This window comes from Pseudomonas vranovensis DSM 16006 (genome assembly GCF_000425805.1).
Taxonomy (GTDB): Bacteria; Pseudomonadota; Gammaproteobacteria; order Pseudomonadales; family Pseudomonadaceae; genus Aquipseudomonas; species Aquipseudomonas vranovensis.
In genome coordinates, this window is the sequence record NZ_KE384458.1 from 5,014 (window position 1) to 22,725 (window position 17,712).

The 17,712-nt window shown below is 59.5% G+C and carries 19 protein-coding genes; 9 read left to right on the top strand and 10 right to left on the bottom strand.

Annotated features, from left to right (window positions below):
• Window positions 1–47: 47 nt before the first annotated feature.
• Complete coding sequence (locus H621_RS0124925; protein WP_028945986.1) at window positions 48–1,073, bottom strand: substrate-binding domain-containing protein; 1,026 nt, start codon at window positions 1,071–1,073, stop codon at window positions 48–50.
• A gap of 254 nt (window positions 1,074–1,327) precedes the next feature.
• Between H621_RS0124925 and H621_RS0124930 the strand changes: the two genes are divergently transcribed.
• From H621_RS0124930 to H621_RS0124950, 5 genes are all read left to right on the top strand, one after another.
• The gene (locus H621_RS0124930) at window positions 1,328–2,677 is read left to right on the top strand and encodes a uracil-xanthine permease family protein (protein WP_028945987.1); all 1,350 of its coding nucleotides are present in this window, start codon (window positions 1,328–1,330) and stop codon (window positions 2,675–2,677) included.
• A gap of 21 nt (window positions 2,678–2,698) precedes the next feature.
• Complete coding sequence (locus tag H621_RS0124935; protein ID WP_028945988.1) at window positions 2,699–4,096, top strand: amidohydrolase family protein; 1,398 nt, start codon at window positions 2,699–2,701, stop codon at window positions 4,094–4,096.
• A 21-nt stretch (window positions 4,097–4,117) separates the two neighbouring features.
• Window positions 4,118–4,831, top strand: a complete 714-nt coding sequence (locus tag H621_RS0124940) for a sulfite exporter TauE/SafE family protein (protein WP_028945989.1) — start codon at window positions 4,118–4,120, stop codon at window positions 4,829–4,831.
• 47 nt (window positions 4,832–4,878) lie between these two features.
• Window positions 4,879–6,135, top strand: a complete 1,257-nt coding sequence (locus tag H621_RS0124945; RefSeq protein WP_028945990.1) for an OprD family porin — start codon at window positions 4,879–4,881, stop codon at window positions 6,133–6,135.
• A 153-nt stretch (window positions 6,136–6,288) separates the two neighbouring features.
• Complete coding sequence (locus H621_RS0124950; RefSeq protein ID WP_028945991.1) at window positions 6,289–6,720, top strand: glycine zipper domain-containing protein; 432 nt, start codon at window positions 6,289–6,291, stop codon at window positions 6,718–6,720.
• 22 nt (window positions 6,721–6,742) lie between these two features.
• Here H621_RS0124950 and H621_RS0124955 read toward each other — a convergent pair whose 3' ends face one another.
• From H621_RS0124955 to H621_RS0124985, 7 genes are all read right to left on the bottom strand, one after another.
• Window positions 6,743–7,249: a GNAT family N-acetyltransferase gene (locus tag H621_RS0124955; RefSeq protein ID WP_028945992.1), complete on the bottom strand. Its 507-nt coding sequence runs from the start codon at window positions 7,247–7,249 to the stop codon at window positions 6,743–6,745.
• On the bottom strand, window positions 7,246–7,620 hold the full coding sequence (locus H621_RS0124960) for an avidin-fold protein (RefSeq protein ID WP_028945993.1): 375 nt from the start codon (window positions 7,618–7,620) through the stop codon (window positions 7,246–7,248). Before H621_RS0124960 ends, H621_RS0124955 begins: the two co-directional genes overlap by 4 nt.
• A gap of 378 nt (window positions 7,621–7,998) precedes the next feature.
• On the bottom strand, window positions 7,999–8,340 hold the full coding sequence (locus H621_RS0124965; protein WP_028945994.1) for a DUF3077 domain-containing protein: 342 nt from the start codon (window positions 8,338–8,340) through the stop codon (window positions 7,999–8,001).
• Window positions 8,341–9,040: 700 nt separating this feature from the next.
• Window positions 9,041–9,910 carry an isocitrate lyase/PEP mutase family protein gene (locus tag H621_RS0124970; RefSeq protein WP_028945995.1) on the bottom strand — a complete coding sequence of 290 codons (870 nt, stop codon included), beginning with the start codon at window positions 9,908–9,910 and terminating at the stop codon, window positions 9,041–9,043.
• 142 nt (window positions 9,911–10,052) lie between these two features.
• Window positions 10,053–10,661 (bottom strand): L(+)-tartrate dehydratase subunit beta, encoded by a 609-nt coding sequence (gene ttdB / locus H621_RS0124975; RefSeq protein ID WP_028945996.1) that lies wholly within the window; start codon window positions 10,659–10,661, stop codon window positions 10,053–10,055.
• Window positions 10,658–11,557 carry a L(+)-tartrate dehydratase subunit alpha gene (ttdA, locus tag H621_RS0124980; RefSeq protein ID WP_028945997.1) on the bottom strand — a complete coding sequence of 300 codons (900 nt, stop codon included), beginning with the start codon at window positions 11,555–11,557 and terminating at the stop codon, window positions 10,658–10,660. Before ttdA ends, ttdB begins: the two co-directional genes overlap by 4 nt.
• Window positions 11,558–11,576: 19 nt before the next feature.
• The gene (locus tag H621_RS0124985) at window positions 11,577–12,923 is read right to left on the bottom strand and encodes a dicarboxylate/amino acid:cation symporter (RefSeq protein WP_028945998.1); all 1,347 of its coding nucleotides are present in this window, start codon (window positions 12,921–12,923) and stop codon (window positions 11,577–11,579) included.
• A 193-nt stretch (window positions 12,924–13,116) separates the two neighbouring features.
• Between H621_RS0124985 and H621_RS0124990 the strand changes: the two genes are divergently transcribed.
• Window positions 13,117–14,046, top strand: coding sequence for a LysR family transcriptional regulator (locus H621_RS0124990; RefSeq protein ID WP_028945999.1), 930 nt, complete (start codon window positions 13,117–13,119; stop codon window positions 14,044–14,046).
• 138 nt (window positions 14,047–14,184) lie between these two features.
• Here H621_RS0124990 and H621_RS0124995 read toward each other — a convergent pair whose 3' ends face one another.
• On the bottom strand, window positions 14,185–14,676 hold the full coding sequence (locus tag H621_RS0124995) for a GNAT family N-acetyltransferase (protein ID WP_028946000.1): 492 nt from the start codon (window positions 14,674–14,676) through the stop codon (window positions 14,185–14,187).
• Window positions 14,677–14,918: 242 nt separating this feature from the next.
• Here H621_RS0124995 and H621_RS29055 point away from each other — a divergent pair, with 242 nt between their 5' ends.
• Both H621_RS29055 and H621_RS28870 read left to right on the top strand, forming a co-directional pair.
• The gene (locus H621_RS29055) at window positions 14,919–15,311 is read left to right on the top strand and encodes a hypothetical protein (RefSeq protein WP_028946001.1); all 393 of its coding nucleotides are present in this window, start codon (window positions 14,919–14,921) and stop codon (window positions 15,309–15,311) included.
• A complete protein-coding gene (locus H621_RS28870; RefSeq protein ID WP_177431061.1) occupies window positions 15,289–15,429 on the top strand; it encodes a hypothetical protein in 141 nt (46 codons plus the stop codon). The genes H621_RS29055 and H621_RS28870 overlap by 23 nt, the downstream gene beginning before the upstream one ends.
• A gap of 126 nt (window positions 15,430–15,555) precedes the next feature.
• Here H621_RS28870 and H621_RS0125020 read toward each other — a convergent pair whose 3' ends face one another.
• On the bottom strand, window positions 15,556–16,473 hold the full coding sequence (locus tag H621_RS0125020) for a LysR family transcriptional regulator (RefSeq protein ID WP_028946002.1): 918 nt from the start codon (window positions 16,471–16,473) through the stop codon (window positions 15,556–15,558).
• A 98-nt stretch (window positions 16,474–16,571) separates the two neighbouring features.
• On the opposite strand from H621_RS0125020, the gene H621_RS0125025 reads away from it, so the two are divergent.
• Window positions 16,572–17,570, top strand: coding sequence for a cyclase family protein (locus tag H621_RS0125025; protein ID WP_028946003.1), 999 nt, complete (start codon window positions 16,572–16,574; stop codon window positions 17,568–17,570).
• Window positions 17,571–17,712: the final 142 nt, after the last annotated feature.

Here is a 17,712-nt window from a genome sequence, read left to right on the forward strand (position 1 = left end):
CCAGCCTGCGATCGAGCGCGCAGCGGTCATGACACGCTGGCTGGCGGCTATGTTTTCAAACTGGATTCGCGTGCGACCAGGGTCGCCAGGGGCGCATCGATGCGTTGGCGTTGTCCAGTATCGTTGATCTGTTCAAAAAGCAACTCGATGGCCAGTGCCGCCACTTCTTCAAGGTGCATGTTCAATGCCGTCAACGGTGGGGCGCATTCCCGGGCGCGCAATCCGTCATAGCGCGTCACCACTTTCATATCCTCGGGAACCTTGAGTCCCCGCTCCTGCAATGCCCTCACCGCGCCTGTTGCAAAGGCATCGACCGGAACACACAGGCCGTCCATGTCGGGATGCTCGTCCAGCAGTTGCAGGCACGCTGCAGCGCCAGCCATTTCACCGCCCCCTTCGTCCGCCCGAACGATCGCCGGGGCCAGCTGGTTGGCCTCGCAATAGGCCCGGTAGGCAGCCTCCATGTCCAGGTACGAGTGGCGAGATTGAACCCCGATCAGCAGGCCCACGCGCTTGGCGCCTTGCTCGCGCAAGTGCTCCAGCAGCAGCCTGCCAGCGATTTCACCGTGCATGTCGATATACGGCAAGGCGGCTTGCGCTTCAGGTTGGCGACCGATGGACACCAGCTTCACACCGCGTTTGCGCAAGCGTGCTACATGCGGGTCATTGGCGATTGGCTCGATGATCACGGCACCGTCGATATCGAGGGTGTCGAGCAGGGTCTGTGCTTCATCCATGGGCGGAACCAGCACCAGGGCTACGCCCCGGCGCAACGCCGCCTCTGTCGCCGTGGCGGCGATTTCCATCATAAAACCCAGGCGGGACGATCCACCTGCGACCGCAAAGGGCATGGAGGAGAGCAGGGCAATGGCGTTGGCGCGCCCTGTGCGCAGTCGTTGGGCGCGCAGGTTGGGGCTGTAGCCAAGGCGCTCAGCGACTTCCTTCACCAATGCTCGTGTCGCAGGGTCGACTTGTCCGCGGTCGTTCAGCGCATGGGAAACAGTGGTGCGCGACACCCCGGCAGCATTGGCGACATCGGCAATGGTGAGGCGGCGAGAGGGGCTGTTGGGCATAGATAGGTTGGCTCTTTAAGCGATGAGCGGAGTTATACGCTGCCTGGAGGCTACCAGCTACTCGCACTCAGGGGGCAGATCGACCACGTTGACAGGTTGCAGGAACAGGAATACATTCTGCCCAAATCGATTTGGGCTTAATAAAAAATCGATTTGGGTGAGGAAATGTCTGCACATTCCCACCAAGGCTACATCCAGATCCAAATAACAATAATTTCAATGGGCCACGTGGCTGGCCCAGGTCGAGGTGGGATATGCCGGATAACGCAAACAACCCTGTTTCACCCGTGGACGAGCGCTTGCCGTGGCGCCAGCTACTGATTTTTGGTGCCCAGCATGTACTGGTGATGGCTGCATCACCCATTGCATCGGTGTTTCTGATGGCCACGGCGCTGGGCTTTTCCAGCGAGCTGACGCTGCAGTTGCTCAGCGCCACCTTCCTGGTCTGTGGCCTGGGCACGCTCTTGCAGTCGTTGGGTCTGCGCGGCTGCGGGGCACGCTTGCCCTTCATCATGCTGCCAGGGGGCGCCCCGATCATGCTGTTCATCTTGATCGCCCAGCAAAATGGCGTGGCCACTGCCTCGGGGGCGGTGATACTGACGGGCGTGTTCTACTTTCTGGTGCTACCGGTCTTTCGGCGGCTGTTGCGGTTTTTTCCCTCGGTGGTGGTGGGCACCATGCTGTTGCTGGTGGCAGTCAACCTGGTCAAGCTGTCCGGCCAGTTGATTGTCGGCCAGCCCGGTAGCGCCCATTTCGCCGCGCCCCAGCAATTGCTACTGGCATTTTTCACCATTGCCATCACGGTGCTGTGCGCACGCCTGTTGCGCGGTACGCTGGGCCAGTTGTCGATCTTGCTTGGGTTGGTGGGCGGCAGCTTGCTGGCGGTGGCCATTGGCGCATTCGATAGCACCGGCTTCAGTGTGTACCCGTTGTTGAGCCTGCCTACTTTCATGCCCTTCGGCGTGCCGCACTTCGATGTGTTCGCCTCGATTCCCCTGATGTTGTTCTGCCTGGTCTCCATGGTGGAGGCTACCGGCCAGACCGTGGCCATCAGCGAGGCAGTCGACAAACCCCTGGATGTCAACCGGGATGTGGTACGCACCATCCGAGGGGACGCGCTGACGTCGATTCTCGGTGGGTTCATGGGCACTTCGCTGATTATCACCAGCGGGGAAAACATCGGCGTTATCCGCGCCACACACGTTCGCTCACGTTATGTCACGGCCGTTTCCGGTGTGCTGCTACTGCTGTTTGCATTGCTTGCGCCGTTGTCCCGCCTGATCGAGGGCGTACCGGAAGCGGTGGTTGGCGGTACCAGCCTGATTGTGTTCGCCATTGTCGGCACCATGGGCATCGACATGCTGCGAAAGGTGAATTTGCGCAACCACGGCAACATGTACGTGGTGTCGATTGCCTTGGCAGTCGGGTTGCTGCCGATTCTCGTTCCCGGCGTCTACAGCCAGTTCCCCAGCGGTGTTGCCGGCCTGCTCGGCAATGGCGTGGCCATGGGCGCCCTCACGGCGGCGGTCATGAACTTCGTGTTCCATTGCGTTGGTCGCCAGCCCACCCCGGTTGACGCCAAGCCCACGCTGATCAACTCCTGACTCGCACATTAAGGCTTCTATATGAATTGCACTGTTTCCGATCACCTGGCGATTTCGCCTGAACACCTTGTCGCGCCGAATCAGCTGCTGGCACCCGAGTGGTTGATGCTGCCCGAAGGGCCTCGTCGCGACCACGCTGTGCTGGTGCATGACGGCCACTTCGTCGATGTCGGCCCTTTGCAGCTATTACAAACTCGCTACCCAGGCCATGCGGTGCTCCGCCTTGAAAACCAGCTGTTGATGCCCGGTTTCATCGACACCCACCACCACCTCAGTCAGAGTTTTGGCAAAGGCCTGGTGTTTGGCGAACCGTCGGAGATTTTTCGCCGCGTGTGGATTCCTTTGGAAGGCTCGCTCGATACCGAGCTGCTGTATCTAACCAGCAAGCTGGCGGCATTCGAGTCGCTGCGCGGTGGGTTCACCACGGTGTGCGATGCCGGAACGCGTTCAAAGGAAGGTGTCGAAGCGATTGCCCAAGCGGTCCATGAGGTTGGCATACGCTGTGTGCTGGCCAAAACCTGCAACGACCTTGAAGGGGCGCGCGTGCTTGATGCGCGCCAGGTCCTCGCCATGGGCGAACAGCACTTGTCGCAATGGGACAACGATGCGTTGATCACGCCCTCCCTGGCGATCCCGATCCCGGAGATTGCCACCGACAACACCCTGGGCGCTGTGTACCACTTGTGCCATGAGGCGGGAAGAGTGTTCCAGAGTCACGTCAACGAGCATCTGGTGGCGGTCGAGCGCTCGCTGGAGCGTTATGGGGTTCGACCGCTGGAACATCTGCACCGGGCTGGCGCGCTTGGCCCCGGAGCACTGCTTGCCCACGCCACGCTGCTGACCTCGAACGAAATCTGCCTGTTGCGCGATAGCGGCGCTGCCGTGAGTTACAACCCGGTAGCGAGTGCCTGGAAGGGCAATGCCGTGGCCCAGGCGCACTTGATGCATTGTCTGGGCATTCCCCTCGGCCTCGGAACCGACGGCACTCGCGGCGACGGCTTTCGCCTGCTCGATTACGCCGAGGCCGCTCAGCGCTTTGCCCACGGCTTGCCGGTAGGCGACTCGGTGTGTGGTGGTGGCCAGCTGTGGCTCGACATGGGTACCCAGCACGCTGCCGGTGTGCTCGGGCTAGGCGAGGTGACCGGCAGGATTGCGCCGGGCAAGGCTGCGGATTTCTTGCTGGTGGACCTGGCAGTGCCGGAGTTGCTGCCATCCTGGAACCTGACCTGGGACTTGGTGCGGCTGGCCAATCGGGACCAGATCCAGGCCGTGGTAGTCCAGGGCAAGGTGTGCTTGTGGCAAGGCTGGCCCACGGACTGGGATGCACGCTCTTTGATGCGTCAAGTGGATGCGCTGGCCAGGAGCGTCGTCGACCAGGCCCCGATCCATAAAGTGCACCCCTTGCCGACTGTGGCTTAATCGACCAGGAACGAGTGAACGATGAATCTACCCTTCGACCCCCTGTACATCATTGCTGTCGCCGTCGCGTGCGGTGCGCTCATCCAGGGCACAACGGGAATGGGTTTCGCATTGATCGTGGCGCCGGTAATGGGATTGCTGGCGCCTGAGTCCTTGCCCATCAGCCTGTTGATACTGATGTTGCCACTCAATGCCGTGGTGGCCTGGCGCGAGCGTGGTGCTATCGATTTCAGGGGCAGTTCGTGGATTACCCTGGGACGCTTTGCCGGCACGTTTGGCGGCGTCTGGATACTGCTCTGGTTGCCGCTCTCGCAACTCAATCTGTTGATCGGGTTGTCAACCATAGCGGCGTGCCTGGCTACCTGGATGGCACCGTCTTTCGTGCCCGGACGCCGGGCGCTGATCTCGACCGGGGTGATCACCGGCATCACCGAAACCGCTACCGGGGTGGGCGGCCCGCCGCTGGCCCTGGTGTATCAGCACTCGCCCGTCGCCACATTGAGAGGGTCTGTCGCCTTGTGCTTTCTGGTGGGTGAAGTGATCTCGCTGGTGGTCCTGGCCTTGGGTGGGCATTTGCACGCCGAGCAGGTCTCACCGGTGCTGGCCCTGTGCGTTCCGCTCGCTCTGGGTGTGGCCGCCAGTTACTGGGCCCGAGACCTGGTGAACGAGACGCGCCTGCGCCGTTTCGTGCTGGTCTTCGCCTTCGTCTCCGGGGCGCTCTTGCTGGTGCAATAAGCAACAAACCATCGCATTCCACAAAAAGTACAACAAAGGAATTCGCTATGTCCGTCTTGAAAACTCCCACTGCCTGGGCGGCACTGCTGTGCGCGTCTGCCGGGCCGGTTATTGCTCAAGCAGGTGTCATCGACGACAGCAAGGCAACGCTGACGTTGCGCAACTATTACTTCGACCGTGACTACAGTGACGCGGATGCTCCGCAAAGCCAGCGTCAGGAATGGGCCCAGGGGTTCATCTTCAAAGCCACTTCGGGTTACACCCCAGGGGTTGTCGGAGCAGGCCTGGATGTTCTGGGCCTGGTGGGCGTCAAGCTCGACAGCAGCCCGGACCGTACCGGCACCGAACTGCTGCCCTATGACCACGACGATGGCCGCGCACCCGGCAGTTATGGCCGACTGGGCCTGACTGCCAAGCTTCGCCTGTCTCGCAGCGAACTGCGCCTGGGTGAGCTGTTGCCAGACATCCCCGTTTTGCGCTTCAACGACGGTCGGTTGCTGCCCCAGACCTTTCAAGGCGCCATGTTCACCTCGAGAGAGTTCGAGCACCTCACGCTGCATGCCGGTCGGATTCATTCCTTCAGCCCGCGCAGTGCTGCCGATAGCGAAGATCTCTACCCGTCAATGGGTGGCCGCACCGTTGCAACCGCAACCTCCGACCGTTTCACCTATGCCGGCGGCGAGTACAGCCTGGGCAAGGATTCAGCACTGGGTCTTTGGACGGCAGAGCTGCAGAACGTCTATCACCAGGACTACTACAGCATCACCCATTACCAACCCGTGGGCGGCTGGACCGTCGGCGGTGTGCTGGGGGCATTCGATACCCGCGACACGGGGCGCTCGGTCGCGGGAACGTTGGATAACCAGGCGGCGTCTTTGCTGCTCTCGGCCGCGCATGGCGGCCATCGGTTCTACCTGGGCCTGCAGCGCATGTACGGGGAGGATGGTTGGGTCACGATCGACCGCTCGCTGGGCAGCACGATGGCAAACGACCTGTTCGCCAATACCTTCGTCTCCGCTCAGGAGCGGTCGTGGCAACTGCGCTACGACTACAACTTTGCCGCCCTTGGCATACCGGGATTGACGATGTTGATGCGCTATGCGCACGGCGACCACATCCACACTGCCGAGACATCGAACGGACGCGAGTGGGAGCGTGACCTGGGGCTGACCTATACCTTTCAGCTTCGCCAGTTCCAGGGGCTTAGCGTTCGCTGGATCAACGCAGAAGTGGGTCGTGATTTTGGCGTGAATGATTTCACTGAAAATCGCCTGATCGTCAGTGTGCCGATCGAGCTTTTCTAGCGTTGCTGCACGGCATTTCGTCAAATGGAGCGATGGATGGTCGAGTTAGTCACCCATCCATTGACCTGCATTCATGAACAGCCGGATCTGCATTGACCCGGTTGTTTTGCATCCAACAGACTTAATCCTTCGATGAATCTGGAGGTAAGTACGATGCGTAGAACATTCCCCTTGTTTGCAGTCATCCTGCTGGCATCGCCTTATTCCATCGCGTCGGAAGGCACCACCACCGCTATAGGCGGCGGTGTCGGCGGGGCGTTGGGTAGTGTGGTGGGGCAGGCGGTCGGCGGCAGTACCGGTGCCGCCATCGGAGCCGGGTTGGGCGGTGCTGCCGGAGGCGCCATGACGGCCAAGGACGGCAAGAAAACCGAAACAGCCCTGGGTGGCGGCCTCGGTGCCGCGGGCGGGCAGGTGATTGGTAACAGCGTAGGCGGTTCGACCGGCGGCGCCATCGGTGCTGGCCTGGGCGGTGCGGCGGGCAGTGCGGTGGGTAACAACCTGGCCGATGACAACGATCACCACCACAACAACGATCACCACAACGGCCATTCCAAGCACAAGCATAAACACAAGCATCACGACTGAAGCAGCACCCGGCGCTACTCGTTCACTCGGTGGCTTCAAAGGCCTCGTGGTACTTCACCGCCGCTGTCGGCACATCGCTGCCAAACGACAGCGCCTGGAAGTACTCGGGTGGAACCCCCGCCAGTTCGAGGCCAGGGTGGGCATGAAAGCCGAAGCGACCGTAATAGCCAGGGTCGCCCAATACCACGCAGCCGGCACCGCCGAGTTGCTGTAGCTGCACCAGCGCAGCCTTCATCAACGCCGAACCGATGCCTTGCCCCTGGTGATCCGGCCATACGCTGATAGGCCCAAGGCCGTGCCACCCGGTTTCTCCAGTGCTGAGCGCGACGGGGGAAAGGGCAACGTGGCCGATGATCGCGTCATTGTCCACGGCCACCAGCGACACGCTGAGCTGGCCGGCGCGTCGCAGTGCATCGACGATAAAGTGTTCGGTGTGGCTTGAATGCACCTGAGTGCGGAATGCGGCTTCGGTCAGGCGGCTGATGGTGTCGATGTCCTCGGCCTGTTCAGTGCGGATGATCATGTTCATGCGCAGGCCTGGGCAAGTTCGGTGTAGCTCGACTCCCCACCGCCGGTCGCACCCGACAACCAGCCCCAGACAAAGCGCAGTGTGGTCCGGCCCTGGTGATCGACAGCCACCGTGCCACGCGACCAGCCGGCAAGCATCTCTCCCTCCGTTGTCAGGCATTGAAACAGCAGTTCAATGGAGTCGGCGCCTGTCACGCGGCCGATTTGAGTGCCCCTGCGGATCCGGCCGCCCTGGTAGGTACCGGAAATGGCATCGCCCTCGACCTGATAATGAAACACGGTGCCTGCGCCGGACAATCCGCTGGCGTTGTCCGCTACCGCGAATCGGCGATTGTTCAAGCGCTCACTGATTGTGGAGAAGGGTATTTCCATGAATAGCGCATCCTGTGGTAATCAGAGATTCCAGCGCGTGATCGTTGCAGGCTGGACAAAGATCCACCTGCCAATGGCGGAACAAGCAGTCATCACACCATAGCTGCCCCGCGCTCCGCTACTGGTCGTTGTCTGCCTGTCGCAGGGAGCAATCAACAGCATTGCACTGATCGCCTGCAAAGCTGGTTACGGATGGCGAGCCGAGCCGGTGTAGCCGCTGGCACCAGCCTGCGATCGGCCGCGCAGCGGTCGTGGTTCAAATCACCGCCGTGCCAAAACTGCTGCGCCGGGCTGAACTCGCTCGCGTTCGCCACCTTGCTGCGCCAATGCGCAGCGTGCGAAGGGCCGCATCGGCGGCCCCTGGTCAACCCGCAGTCACTACTTCACTGCAGCTTGAATGGCTTCAACCGAGCGCTGCAGAACCGTTGACGTCGCCGCCCGTGCTTCTACTTCATCCAGCAACGCCTCGATCAGCGCCAGGCTCATTTCCAGCGTGTGCTGCGAACCCCAGAGCAGGTTACGGACCTCGGGGTCGGCCAGTTCACAGGCCTGGGCGTTGGTCTGGTAGGCGCTCTTGATGAGGATGGAGGCGTGGATCAGGGCATCTTCGGACGAGACACCGGCACGTACAGCGAACAGAGGTTCGTGGCTGCCGTTGCAGGAGCCGAAGGTGGTGGCGGTTTGCGTGGTGAGGGGAGGGTCAGGAACGGGTTTTGTCATTGTGGAGCTCCTTGATTGATGGAGCCGCCACGAACCGTGACCAAACGATGGGTGGCGACTGTACGCAGGTTGGTCAACCGGGAATCAAGGAACCCGGCGCGCACGAGTGCGCCCCACGCACAGCCGCCATAACACGAAACAGCAGACACAAAAAAAGCGCCAGCTGAATCGGATGGGGCGCTTGTGCGCCTTGATTTCTCGCAGGTGACCAAACCCGGTCGCTGGATTTACAACGACAGGGGGAGGGTAGCGGGGTCGGGGGTAGTATTCAAGAGCCAGCTGAATGTGTGTCAGGTAGCGGAGCGGTGCTTGCTACGCGTGCCTGCCCCTGGAACAAGCCAACTACCAGTCAGTAGGAGCGGGCTTGCCTCGCGATGCGAGGTATCGGTGTGATTGCTGTCGCGGAGCGAGCCCGTTCTAGAGGGCTGTAAAATACGGCCGCTATCGACCCATAGCGGCCATTCGCAACCGTCCGCATACCACTTTCAGCAACGTTACGAGCTATCAAATAGGCGGTTGGTAACGCCGTAACGCAGTCTGGTCAGACGCTACAGTAACTTCCATCGCCCAGCAGAAGGAAGTATGAGCGTGCGTGATTTACTGAATTAAGGTTTTTTCTCGCTATTTGCCTCCCTGTCGGTTGGCCAATATTAAGGCTGTTCACACTAGGTAGACATCCAAAAAAGGGCTCCTGGTCTGCTTACACACGGGGAAACTGCATAAGTATCGCGGCTTGATCACTGTAATCTTCCTGCAAACAGTACTTTTTCACGAGCGTAGCAGCGCAACTACTACCAATGCTGTTTTGGTTACGCTGTGCCCGCAGGCTTTCAAACGTTGCCTGAACAGCTACAAAGTAGGCCGTGTGTCCGTCCACTACGATGCGAGTGCCAAGGTCTGCTAGGCCAGGTGCATCTCGCAACTCGCTGTTACCATAGGTTATGAGCATGATCGGAGTGCTTAGGCCGTCTGCAATAGCTGCGAGACTTTCAAAGTCCTTTACTCCCACGAGGCAAATGGCATCGGCGCCGGAGCTTTCAAATGCCCGGGTTCGTTTAATGACATCTGATAAAGGCTGGGCACCTGCATGTGTGCGGGCGATTATCGCTAGCGACCCATCCACTCTTGATTCTTTAGCTGCGCGTACTTTACCTATCGCTTCATCAATACCTATGAGCTCGACCGGTCGCCCTCCGAAGCGCGCAGGCAGTAATGTATCTTCGATCGTAAGCGCTGCAACGCCAGACCGCTCAAGCTCCGTAACTGTACGCATCACGTTCAGGGCATTACCATAACCGTGGTCAGCATCGGCAATAATCGGTAAACGGGCTACTCTCCCGATACGTGCAGCCTGTTCTGCAAATTCGCTCAGCGTAATCAAGGTGACGTCTGGGGCACCTAATACCTGCAGAGATGCCACGGACCCACCTAATATTCCCACTTCAAAACCAAGGTCCGCAGCTATGCGCGCCGACAAGGGATCAAACACTGAAGCCGTGCTAATACATGCTTGACCTTGAAGAATTCTGCGGAAGTCATTACGTAATTCATGGTGGGAACGGTTTCGCATGGCAATCTCTTAAAATTATCTAGTGAGGCGTAAATTGAGGCCGTGCTAGGATTTGTGTTGGATGTTCTGACTTATAGATAAGTGCCTTAACAAGGTTGAGAGATGGGCAGTTTAGGTGTATTCGCTAAACTGCCCCTGCTCGTCACTTGATGAAACGGACTTGGCTATTGATCTTCTCGATGACCGCACCTTTGCGTTCGTTGAAGCGGGCCTTGTTCTGCTCGAACAGGTTGTTGCCCTTGGTGTCGATGGAGATGATCAGAGGCCCGAACTCACGCACTCGGTTGACCCACAGAGTCTCCGGCATGCCCAAATCCTGCCATTCAGCACGCTCGATTTCCTCGACCTGGGTGGCGGCCAGTACTGCGCAGCCACCGGGGAATACTGCGTGTACGGCTTTGTTCTCCAGGCACCCGGTGGTGGTCTCTGGCCCCATACCGCCCTTGCCTACGATCAGCTTGACACCGGTCTGCTCGATGAACTGCTTCTCGAATTTTTCCATGCGCATGCTGGTGGTAGGGCCGATGGACACCATCTCGAAGCTGCCGTCTTCTTTCTTCTTGACGATTGGGCCAGCGTGGAAAATAGCGCCGCCACGAAGGTCAACAGGCAGCTCGCGGCCCAGCTCGATGAGGCGGCGGTGGGCGACGTCACGGCAGGTTACCAGTTGGCCGGTAAGGTAAACCACATCGCCGACGTTGAGGTTGGCCAGATCTTCGTCGCTGATCGGGGTATTGATGATCTTCTTCACAGTACTACCCCTTCGTGGGAGAGGATGTCATAGGTCAGGTCGGCGTTGATGCGAATTTTGCCGCGGCGGTGTGCCCAGCAACCGGTGGACACTGCCACGCCAATGGTCGAGGGGTGACGCGCCGAAGACTCGATATTCACGCCCATCACGCTGCTGTTGCCGGTCAGGCCCTGCGGGCCGATGCCGATTTCGTTGAGGCCTTCTTCCAGCAGCTTTTCCATCATCGCCGCGCTTTCATTCGGGTGGCTGGAGTCCACTTCGCGCAGAATGGCCTTCTTCGACAGGCGTGCTGCAGTCTCCACCGAGGTGGAGACACCCACACCTACCAGCAAAGGTGGACAGGCGTTTACACCACGGGAGGTGATTACATCGAAGACAAACTCAGTCACCCCTTCATAACCTTGGCCTGGCATCAGTACCTTGGCCGAACCTGGCAACGTGCAACCGCCACCGGCCATGTACACGTCGACGATGGCGTAGTCGGCATCGGGGATGATTTCCCAGTCCAGCCACGGGATCTTCGAGCCGGTGTTGGTGCCAGTGTTCTTCTCGATGAAGGTTTCCACCGCGTTATGGCGCAGGGGCCCGTGGATGGTGGCCTCCTTGGTAGCATTTTCGAGGATGCCTTCCATTTCACCGAGCAGCGGGAAACGCGCACCAGCCGAGATGAAGTACTGGATCACGCCGGTGTCTTGGCAGCTGGGGCGGTTGAGCTTGTCGGCGTATTCCTGGTTGTCGGCCATCGAGTCGTACACTGCAATGGCCAGCGGATTGGTTTCTGCTGCACGCAGCTTGGCCGTTTTATCCTTCACGTCCTTGGGCAGGCGTTTGCCAATATAGGCAGTGAACTTGGCCAGGGTGTCGGTCAGCGATGAGACGGCTGCTTCTTTATCTATGGTATCCACGGTTATTTCCTCAGTGCATCACAAGGTGTTTTTTTTCAGGGCTGACGGCAGTTACTGGAGCCGTCCCCTGTAACTCTTCTTTCTCTGGTTCAGCGCAGGCCTTGCCATCCAGAACCTGATTCATCCGGTCGCTATCAAGTGCACCAACCCACTTCGCGATGGCCATCGTTCCGACCGCGTTGCCGATGGTGTTGGTGATAGCGCGAGCCTCGGACATGAAACGATCGACGCCGAGCAGCAGCACCATGCCGGCTACCGGTATGTTGTCCATGGTTGCCAAGGTCGCAGCGAGAGTGATGAAGCCTGAGCCAGTTACCCCTGCCGAACCCTTGGAGGTGAGCAGCAGCACGCCAAGTACGATCAGTTGATCCATCAGGGACAATGGAGTGTTGGTGGCTTGGGCGATGAAGATCGCGGCCATGGTGTAATAGATGCACTGGCCGTCAGGATTGAAGGTGAGGCCGGATGGGATAACCAGGCCGACGACAGGCTTAGACACCCCGACCTTTTCCAGCTTGTTCATCATTTGAGGGACCACCGACTCAGATGAGCTGGTGCCGAGCACGGTGAACAGTTCTTCGCGCAGGTACTTGAGGAACTTCCACAAGCTGAAGCCCGACATCCGCGCGATGCTGCCCAGGATGATCACCACGAACAGGAAGCAAGTCAGGTACATGGTCGCCATCAATTTGCCCAGCGACGCGATTGAGCCCAAGCCGTACTTGCCTACGGTAAACGCCATTGCGCCACAGGCTGCCAACGGCGCGACGCGCATGACCAAGCCAACGATGTAGAACATGCCGTGGGAGAAGGCCTCCAGTACGTCAACGACCGGCTTGCCGCGTTCGCCGAGATTGGCCAGGGCAATGCCCAGCAAAGAAGAGAAAAGCAGGATCTGCAGGATCTCATTCTTGGCAAAGGCGTCGACTACGCTGCCCGGAATCAGATGGAGTAGGAAGTCGGTGACACCGCCCGTGCCAGTGGCTGCGGCTGAGGTGTAAGTGGAAATTGCCTGGGTGTCTAGGGTGGCTGGGTCGACGTTCATCCCTTGTCCCGGTTGCACCAAATTGACAACAATCAGGCCCAGAACGAGAGCGAAAGTTGACAGTACCTCGAAGTAGATCAGGGCGCGCACACCTACCCGACCCAACTCTTTCATGTTTTCCATTTTGGCGATGCCCAGCACCACCGTCGCGAAGATGATGGGCGCGAACACCATCTTGATCAGCTTGATAAACGCATCACCCAGCGGCTTCATGTCCACGCCGACCTGCGGCCAGAACACACCTAACAGGATGCCGATCGAGACCCCGATCAGAACCTGCACGTACAACTTACCTACCAATCGCTTGGCCATTGCCGTCTCCGAATTATTGTTGTGAGTCGGATTTATGTGGCGACTGGGCTACGTAGCGGGAGGAAAACCTCCTCACAGGCTGGCAGCTAATAGCCCAGATTTTTTGTGGTTAATCACGCAGGCCTAAGGTAATGGTTTTTTCAAAATGGTGTAATACAATGAAATTAAACTCATTGTTTACCTAGGGTTAATTATGAACCAAGTGTCTGAGCTTGCTTTCTTTAGTCAGTTGGTCGGGGCGGGCAGTCTGGCGGCCACCGCTCGCGAGCTGAACCTCACTCCACCTGCAGTGACGAAGCGTCTTGCGCAATTGGAAAAGCGCCTTGGGGTACGCTTGCTTAATCGGACGACACGCAGCATCAGCCTCACGGCGGAAGGTGAGACCTATCTGGTTAATGCCAAACGGATCCTTGAGGAGATTGAAGAGATGGAGAGGCAGGTCTCAAGCAGCCGCGCCGAACCGAAGGGTTTGCTGCGGGTGAATGCGCCTCTTGGCTTTGGGCGTACACATGTAGGGCCGGCAATTTCATCCTTTGCCAAGCGTTACCCTGAGGTGGAGGTCCAGCTGCACCTAAGCGACCGTCCTATCCATCTTCCTGATGACGCGATCGATGTAGCCATTCGTTTCGGTGAGCTACCGGACTCCAGATTGATTGCTCGAAAGATTGCCACCAACCGCCGACGTCTCTGTGCCACACCGGGTTATCTCGACACCTTCGGCAGACCGGAGTCTCCACGTGATCTCATGAAGCATAACTGCATAGTGTTGCGGCAAAACGATGTGGCATTTGGCACTTGGCGATTGAGTCGGGGTAAACAAATTGAGTCCATAAAGGTTCATGGTGGCTTGAGTACCAATGACGGTGAGGTCGCTTTGAACTGGGCCTTGGAGGGGCATGGGATACTTATGCGAGCGGAGTGGAACCTAGCTGATCATTTACGATCCGGAAGGCTTGAAGAGGTGCTAGGGGACTATGAAACGCCTCCGGCGGACATCTATGCCGTTTACTTGGAGCGCCTGAATTTATCTGCGAAAGTGTCATTCTTCATTGAACACCTCAGGGATTTTTTCAAGAGCAAGGCAGATCAGCAGGCAAATAGTCTTGCTGCCTGGGCGCGTTAATACTGTAACGCACCTGTTGTAGAGCATCGACTGCTTCTGGCCGATTGCTGCCATTCGCCAGGGGCAGCCAAGGGTCGAAAGCAATCAACCGTGCCCCTCTGTTTTCGACCCACTGCGGTCAGTTGCAAGACGCTGACCTCAGTCGTCTGAGTCAGCTTGATTGCTCGGCCCGTAAAGGCGAAAGCGCAAAAAGCGCACGCCATCAATATCAACCTCACCGTCCGCCTGGAACCCCAGTCGAAAGATTGCTTTTATTCTTGTTCTGGTGGGCGGCAGCAAGATCGTGATGGAAGAGAGCCCCATCTCGGTGAAGGCGCGTTCAACAATCGCTTGATAAATGGCCCTGCCACGCCCCCAGAAGGTGGGATGAAGCACCAGTGCCAGATCTGCGTCACCGTTCTCATGTTGCAGGCCGCCCCAGCCAGCAAATTGCTGATCGATCAGGAATGCCCATGGGCCATAGCCATGCTGCTCCCACTGGGCGTCTTTTTGATTGACCCATGTTCTGGCTGTAACGTCATCGAAATGTGCGCCGCCCAGTGGCATTTGTCGCAGCACGCTGGGGTTGTTGTTGAGCGATACGATGTCTGACAGCCCGATTTCGGTGAGGCGCTTGAACTCCAGGGTCATGTTCTATCCTTTGCAGGCACATCAATCAAAGACGCTCGAAGCCTATCAGAGTGCATTTCCCCAAGCTTGCATGCCCACGCTCTAGCGAATCAAAGACAAACCCTCTTCAGCTCCCCGTCGACCCCATCAAGGTGATAGATCCAGCCCAACGGCATCTTCGCCTGATCCATGCCGGCATGGGGAACCTCATCCCTCGGTCCTTATGCTCCCCCGACATCACATGAACAATAATTACAAGTTCCATGGATACCGGATTTCCCGCGAGCGCGTTCTGGCGGCGTCTGGCCCGGCCTCGCCGCAGCCTGGTGGCGCGTTATACCCTGCTTTCAATCGTGGTCATGAGCGTGGCGTTGATCGTTCTGGCGGTGCTCTATGAGCAACTGGCCAAGGACTTGCTCAACCGCCTGACCGACGAACGCCTCGATGCCCAGGCCCTCTCCACGGCGAACCGGGTGTCGTCGATGGCGCCGATGATTCGCTTCAACCTGCCGGCGGCACAGCAGCAGTATGCCGAACTGGCAGCGTATCTCTTGCCCGAAGCGACGTTCGAGGACCCAGCCAGCGCAGCACTGGCGTTCGTTCAGGCCATCGAAGAGCGGCCTGGAAACACGCTTGTCCAGGCTGGGGATCGATGAGGCGTCGATCCCCGTGATGGCGGCAGACGTGGTGAACGGGTTGCAGCGCCTGATCGACGGCAACCCCAGGGACATGACCGAAGGGGAGGTGGAGGCCATCTGTCGTGGCATTTACTGACCATGCACCGGCGCTTGCATCGTCGCGTGATGGCCTTTTGTCGTAGCCGCTGCCGCCAGGCTGCGATCGGCCGCGAAGCGGTCGTAAAATCCCTGAAGCGACTGCTGCGCAGCCAGGCGGCAGTGGCTACGGAGCAGGTGTTGCGGCTGTTGCCATGCCGGCAGGGAGTGCATCGGCGAGGAAGTCGACAAACACCCGCACTTTCTGCGACACATGCCTGTGGCTGGCGTACAGGGCATAGATCGAGCGCCGTGGCATCGACTGCCCGGGGAGCAGTTGCAGCAGTTGGCCGCTGTCGAGCAAGGGCTGGGCGATGAACGAGGGCAGGGCGCCGATGCCCAGGCCGGCCAGCAACAGGTCGCTGAGCATCAGGCTGTTGTCTACCGCAAGGCGCACCGGCAGCTCCAGGCGGCTGTTGCCTTGCGGGCCTTGCAGGTGCCAACTGCCCGGGTGCTCGGCCAGGCGATAGGCCAGGCAGCTGTGCTCGCGCAGGTCGTCGACGCTGTGCGGCGTGCCGTTGGCCTCCAGGTAAGCCGGTGCGGCGCAGATCATTTGCTCAACGTCGCCCAGGCGCCGGGCGACCAGGGATGAGTCCGGCAGGTGACTGCGAATTCGCAGCGACACATCGAAACCTTCGCTGACGACGTCCAGCAAGCGGTCGTCGAGGGTGAGCTCGACCTTGAGCTGTGGGTAGCGCTGCATGAATGCCACCAGGATCGGCGACAGCACCTTGAGGCCGAATGACAGCGGCGCGTTGACGCGCAGGCGGCCGCTGGGCTCGCTGGCGCCGAGCTGGGTCGCACGTTCCAGGGCGTCGAGTTCATCGAGCAAGTGGCAGCATTCGCTGAAGTACGCCTGGCCGGTCTCGGACAGGCTCATGCGGCGAGTGGTGCGCACCAGCAAGAGGCTGCCCAGGCGTTCCTCCAGTTGCCGCACCTGCTTGCTCACCGCAGCCGTGGATTGCCCCAGGTCGACAGCCGCGAGGCTGAAGCTGCCGCGTTCGACCACCCGGCGAAACGTACGCATGGCCACCCATACATCCATATATTTTCTCCTGGGTTGAATATCAATCAACGAAACGCCTGATTATCTATGATGCATCAGTCAATAACATGACTGCTCCCTTTTACAGGAGTCATCTCATGTTGCTGCGTTCGTGGATCAAGAATGTCACCCGGTTGGCCGTCGTGCCGATGCTCGGCGCACTGTGCAGTGCCGGTGCGCTGGCCAAGCCCGAGGTGGGTATCAGCCCCTGGGGAGAGAAGGACGAGATCGGGCGCCTGAACCTCATGACCCCGCAGTCGCAGGCCGCGATCATGGCCCGGGTCAACGGGGCCCCGGCCTACGACCTGGCGGTGGAGTACTTTGTCGGCATGCCCAGCTGGCAAGCGGCGGGTGACCCGCCCTACCAGATGTGGATGACCCACACCCCGCACGGCAATGTCATCGCCGACCCGATGAAGGTTGGCGAACCGATGAACCAGCACGTCAGCTACAGCGGTTCGGCGGTTTCCATGTATGCCCACATGGGCACCCATATCGACGCGCTCAATCACTTCGGTCTCGACGGCAAGATCTGGAACGGCTTTCGTGCCGACCAGCACCTGGGCGACCGTGGCTGGAATGTCACAGGTGCAGAAAAGCTGCCGCCGATCATCGCGCGCGGGGTGATGATCGATGTTGCCGCGGCCAAGGGCCTGGAGCAACTGGCGGACAACTACCGCGTTACCCGCAGCGATCTGCAGCAGGCCCTGGCCAAGCAGCGCGTGGCGCTGGAGAAAGGTGACGTCGTGTTGATCCGTACCGGACGCATGCGTGACTATGACAACGCCCAGGCCTACATGACCAACCCCCCGGGCCTGAGCCTGGATGCAGCGAAGTTCCTGGTGGAGGACAGCGGTGCGATGGTGGTGGGGGCCGACAACCTGAGTTTCGAGACCTTCCCTTCGGAAGTCGAGGGCAACTACCTGCCCGTGCATACCTATCTACTGGCCATGCAGGGCGCGCTGATCATTGAACTGGTGAACCTGGAAGGCCTGGCCCGGGACCGCGTCTACCAATTCGCGTTCCTGGGGGCTTCGCTGAAACTGCGCGGTGCCGACGCCGCACCGATGCGTCCGATGGCCTTGCCGGTTCACTGAGCAACGCTACGACCGCTGCGCGGCCGATCGCAGGCTGTCGCCAGCGGCTACGGGGAAACGCCAACCGTAGCGGCTGCCGAGGAACGAGGCTGCGATCGGCTGCAACGCGGTCGTAGAGGGTATCCAGACGACCGCTCCGCGC